5 protein-coding genes and 1 tRNA gene are annotated in these 4792 nt (G+C 57.5%); 3 read left to right on the top strand and 3 right to left on the bottom strand.

The window, feature by feature from the left end:
• On the bottom strand, positions 1-683 hold a 683-nt coding region (locus A3764_RS16580; RefSeq protein WP_330220539.1), incomplete at its 3' end, for a proline dehydrogenase family protein.
• Between the two features lie 106 nt (positions 684-789).
• Between A3764_RS16580 and A3764_RS16575 the strand changes: the two genes are divergently transcribed.
• From A3764_RS16575 to A3764_RS16565, 3 genes are all read left to right on the top strand, one after another.
• Positions 790-1266 (top strand): Lrp/AsnC family transcriptional regulator, encoded by a 477-nt coding sequence (locus A3764_RS16575; protein ID WP_067924682.1) that lies wholly within the window; start codon positions 790-792, stop codon positions 1264-1266.
• A gap of 42 nt (positions 1267-1308) precedes the next feature.
• Positions 1309-1863: a tetratricopeptide repeat protein gene (locus A3764_RS16570; RefSeq protein WP_082850909.1), complete on the top strand. Its 555-nt coding sequence runs from the start codon at positions 1309-1311 to the stop codon at positions 1861-1863.
• Positions 1864-2058: 195 nt separating this feature from the next.
• Positions 2059-2144: transfer RNA gene (locus A3764_RS16565), tRNA-Leu, on the top strand.
• 272 nt (positions 2145-2416) lie between these two features.
• On the opposite strand, the gene A3764_RS16560 is transcribed toward A3764_RS16565, so the two are convergent.
• Positions 2417-3850: a DEAD/DEAH box helicase gene (locus A3764_RS16560; RefSeq protein WP_067924684.1), complete on the bottom strand. Its 1434-nt coding sequence runs from the start codon at positions 3848-3850 to the stop codon at positions 2417-2419.
• Positions 3847-4792, bottom strand: a 946-nt coding sequence (locus tag A3764_RS25260) for a hypothetical protein (protein ID WP_161487504.1), incomplete at its 5' end; no start/stop codon positions are given. The genes A3764_RS16560 and A3764_RS25260, both read right to left, overlap by 4 nt.

Genomic DNA, 4792 nt, shown 5'->3' with positions numbered 1-4792 from the left:
CAGGCGGTTGCGATGGCCGAAATGGCGCGGCTGTAGCTCAGGTGATAGCGCTTGGCGTCCGCCTCGGTGCGCGCGGCCTCGCCCAGCATGTCGTAGCTGTAGGTATAGCCCTTCTTCTCCATGCCCCGGGCGCGATCCATCGCGGCGTCGATGGTTTCGCCCAGCACGAACTGGCGGCCCATCTCCTTCATGGCGCGGCTGACGGCAGTGCGGATCACCGGCTCGCCCAGCCGCTTGATCGCCGCGCGCAGATGCCGCACCGGCCCGGGCCGGTCGTCGTCCAGCACCCGCCCGGTAAGCATCAGGGCCCAGGTGGAGGCATTGACGAGGCTCGAGGTCGAATGACCCATATGCCGGCCCCAGTCGCTGGGCGCGATCTTGTCCTCGATCAGCGCATCGATCGTATCCGCGTCCGGCACGCGCAGCAGCGCCTCGGCCAGACACATCAGCGCGACACCCTCATCGGTGCTGAGCCCGTATTCCGCCAGAAAGACTTCCATTATGCCCGGGGCCGAAGTGCCGCGGATATCCCGCACGAGCTGTGCCGCATGGGCAGAGATTTCCGCACGCTCCGCGCTCGACAAATCGGCGCTGCGAACCAGTTTATCCAGAACCTCGCCGTGATCGGCGTAGGTCGCCGTATCGATATGATGTTCGAGGGGTGTCGCGCTATCACGTGCCATGGGAAAGCCCTTTGCTGTTTCGACAAGAATATATTAGGTTGACAAGCCTTACGGACCGAAAAGATGCGATATTGCAGGAAATGACACCGAAGAAAGACGAATTCGCATGACAAACGAACGGTCAGCACTCGACAGGTTCGATACGGCGATTCTCTCCGTGCTGGCAGAGGATGGCCGCATCAGCATCACTGAACTCGCCAGCCGCATCGGCCTGTCCAAGTCTCCCACCCAGGCCCGGTTGCGCCGGCTGGAGGAAAACGGGGTGATCATTGGCTACCGCGCGCTGCTCGATCCGATCCGGCTGGGGCTCGATCACGTGGCCTTCGTCGAGGTGCGACTCAACGACACGCGCGAAGCAGCACTCAGGGCCTTCAACGCCGCCGTGGCCAAGGTGCCGGAGATCGAGCAGGCCCATATGATCGCCAGCCATTTCGACTATCTGCTCAAGGTGCGGTGCCGCGATATGCGCGCCTATCGCCGCTTCATGGGCGAAACGATCTCCGCCCTGCCGCATGTGGCCAGCACCTCCACCTATGTCGCCATGGAAGCGGTAAAGGAAACCATGCTCGCCGACGGGACTTGACGAAAGCTGCCGTTGCGTCATCCTTTGGTCATGCGCTACCTCATGAAAACCCCGCTCCTGCTTCTCTGGCTCGCCGCCCCCGCGGTGGCGGCTGAATGCCCGCCCGCCCCGGATGTGACCGAAGAGCTTCAGGGGCTCTTCGAAGAGGCTCGCGCGGCGGAGGACTTCCGACAGGGCAGGGCGGTCTCCGGCAAGATGTGGGAGGTCTGGCTGCGCGCCCCCGACGCGGCGGCACAAGAGGTGCTGGACGCGGGCATGGCCCGCCGGGATGCCTATGATTTCATCGGGGCCGACGCCGAATTCGACCGTCTCGTGGCCTATTGCCCGGAGTACGCCGAAGGCTACAACCAGCGCGCCTATATCGCTTTCCTGCAGGACCGGCCCGAAGCGGCCCTCGCCGATCTGGACATCGCGCTGAAACTGCAGCCTAACCATGTCGCGGCCCAGTCGGGCCGGGCGCTCACCCTCATGAAGCTCAACCGGCTGGAGGAGGCCCGCGCGCAGCTGCTCATCGCGGTGGAAAACAATCCATGGCTGTCAGAGGCGGCCTTGCTGGCCGACGGCGCGCCGCTTGGTCCCAAGGGTAAGGACATCTGAGCATTTACACCGCGCCCCGGACAGCTATGGTGCGCCCCATCACCCGGCGCGGGCGTGATGGAATGGTAGACATACCAGACTTAAAATCCTTGCGTCTGTGCTGAAATATGCATACGGAACAAGGCGTTGCGATTAAGAGACTGTTTTCAGGCCCGATATAGGCCCGAAACTGAAAATTGAAGAACAACGCCAGATGCGGGCGTGATGGAATGGTAGACATACCAGACTTAAAATCTGTTGGGCGTATGCCCGTGTGGGTTCGACTCCCACCGCCCGCACCATTTCCTTTGTTTTGAGGGGGTTACTGTCAGTTCGCTTCGTGGTCTGTATTCACAGAGAACGCCAAGGGCGATCACTAACCTGCTCAGATGTCCACAAACCTAAAGCGCGCGCTTTAAACCATGCACCAACCGCCGACGTATCCCATTCTTACTCCACCAGCAGAGCATCGCCTTGCCGCCAATCTCTGGCAATACGACGATAGCTTTGTGTCCCGAGCTCAAATACGGGATATACCATTTGGGCGCTGCTTCGACGTGACCCGTAGCATAGTTTAAGAAAGCACCATTGTGGTGTGGTCTGCTACTTCCCTTTCAGGAAGGCGATTGTTCGCAAGCAATTCACACATTTCGGCTTGTGACAACTGTGCCACTGATGCGTCCGCCCCCTCATCGCCAAGCAATCCACGTGCTAGCGCGGATTTACGTTCCAGCGCGATTACGACAGCTTCCTCTATCGTGTCGGCTGCGAGCAGCCTCATATAGGTGACGGGCTCAGTCTGCCCAATGCGATGGTTGCGGTCCTGACTTTGCGCATAGTGATCGTAGCGCCAGGATAGCGACTCGTATATTGTGAAGCTGGCGGCGGTGAAGGTGAAACCAGTGCCGGCAGCCGCTGGGTTCGCAATCAGAACCCGTGTGTCTGCGTCTTCTTGAAAACGTCGTGCTATTTCCTGACGTTCAGTATTAGGGGTCGCTCCGTAGATTGCAACTGCGCCAGGAATACGGACCAAAAGGCTTTCAATCGTTCGAATGTAGTTCGACCACAGTATCACCTTTCGGCCTGGTACCGACAGAATGTCTCCGATCAAGCCGTCGAGCGTTTCGAACTTGGCGGGCTGTTTGTCGAGATCAGGGAAGATCAACGCCGGGTTGCTGGCAAGCTGAATGAGCCGCGTCAGTTTTGACAAGGCCGTGGCGGCATATGCCCTGTACTCTTGCCCTGAAAGGTCGCGTATCTCGGCGATCATCTCGTCACGCATCTGATTATATGCGCGACGCTGCCAATCAGGCAGTTCTACCCTGACATCCACATAGGATTTTTCTGGCAGGTCCAAGCATTGCTCCTTGGTGCGTCGAAGGATTAGGCGATCAAAAGTCGCTTGAGCAAATTTTGCATGAGGGTCGAACTCCAATTGCGCCCGGAAGGCCTCCTCCGAGCCCAATGGGGACTTGCCTGGCTCCAGAATATTGACCTGAGTGTGTAGATCAGTTGCGGTATTGGTCACTGGTGTTCCAGATAGAAGCCACCGGCGATTTGCATGAGGCGCTACAGTACGCATCGCAGCAGAGGTCTGCGATCGCCAATTCTTGGCCGCATGGGACTCATCAAGGACCAAAATAGTTCGTTGCCTCTGGCATAGTGCGATCAGTGAGGTTGTTTCAGCTCGCGCGGTTTCATAGCTCGTGACGACCACCCTCGCCTTAGATTCTCTGAATATCTCCCTGCGTTTCTTTGGTGGCCCCTCAGCAATGTCCACAGAAAGAAAAGGCGCGAACTTTCTCAGTTCGGCCAGCCAGTTCCGCTTTAAGGAGTTAGGGCAAACCACCAATAGCCGGTCAGCAGTGCCGCCATCCAGCAGACGTCGAAACGCATCAATAGCCACTAGCGTCTTGCCGAGACCCTGCTCAAAAGCCAGTAGACCGGCCGCATTGCCGGTTAAGAACCCTACGCCCTCTTCTTGGTGTTGGAGCAGTGTGTAGGTCATGCGTCGCTACCTGAATTGCCCGAACCGTGTGCTTCCACTAAGCCGATAAAGTAGCTATGTGCCTCGCGAAACTCCTTCAGGTCTTGATCCGACAAATCGAGCACATCCGCGCGGCTGGCCTTATTAAGGGTTCTTGCGGCTTTCTTGATCGCTAGGCGGTAGGGCTGAACGCCTTCATGAACTTGATCCTCAATAAGATCAATTGCTTGCTGCAGTTGAGACACGTCTTCATCGTCGAAAGCTGCTTCTCCCCGATCGAACGATCGCTTGATCAGCTGTGGCAGGCCTGCGATTTTCGCTTTCGGGCTGCTACTCTTAGTCTCGACCTGCTTTGCCAACTTGTTGGCGATGTGCTCCTCGCCTGAGTTCAGCTGATGCCAAAGATCGGGATCATCATGAAACTCTTTCAAAAATCGAGCGTCACGATACTCCTTGAACGCATTGTTAAGGACCATATCAAAAACTTCGTCCCGGAGGCCATCATGCGCGGCGTTGTCGAAGTCCCTAAGCTGAGGCCCAATCGCACGAGCTTTGCTGATCTCTTCAAGGACGGAAAACTTGTCAGCAGCCAGTTTGCGCGGGTTCTCCTCACTATCGCTGTGCTCAACAAATTTCAGTGCAAACTCGTAAGCGTGTTTGAGGCGGGTAACCCAAGACTCAGACTTGCCCATGCTTTCGGCAAGTTGGGTTTGGTTCATGATTGGCGGCTTTCCGGGCCGGCCCACAACAGTTTCGAAAACGAAACGTGCTTGAACGTAACGCTCCCAGTCTCGAACACCAGACCCCCGAACGTGAATCCCAGCTAGAAGGATGGCAATCTCACGATCACCAAAGTTTTGTGGAACAATTTTAGCGGTTACGCGCCGGAAGGTTCCCGCGAACTTTCCAGAGTGGAATTTGCGGTCGAGCTCCCGCAATACGGCAACACGGGTGTTTCCTTCG

Origin of the sequence: Sulfitobacter sp. HI0129 (assembly GCF_001635395.1) — a bacterium.
Classification (GTDB): domain Bacteria; phylum Pseudomonadota; class Alphaproteobacteria; order Rhodobacterales; family Rhodobacteraceae; genus Sulfitobacter.
Note: the sequence above shows the minus strand (reverse complement) of the source record. Positions and strands in the feature narration are given on the sequence as shown.

What these genes read in the sequence shown, in the direction of transcription:
- A3764_RS16560 (WP_067924684.1), bottom strand. Translation starts at nt 3,850, where the DNA reads ATGACCTACACACTGCTCCAACACCAAGAAGAGGGCGTAGGGTTCTTA.
- A3764_RS16575 (WP_067924682.1), top strand. Translation starts at nt 790, where the DNA reads ATGACAAACGAACGGTCAGCACTCGACAGGTTCGATACGGCGATTCTC.
- A3764_RS16570 (WP_082850909.1), top strand. Translation starts at nt 1,309, where the DNA reads ATGAAAACCCCGCTCCTGCTTCTCTGGCTCGCCGCCCCCGCGGTGGCG.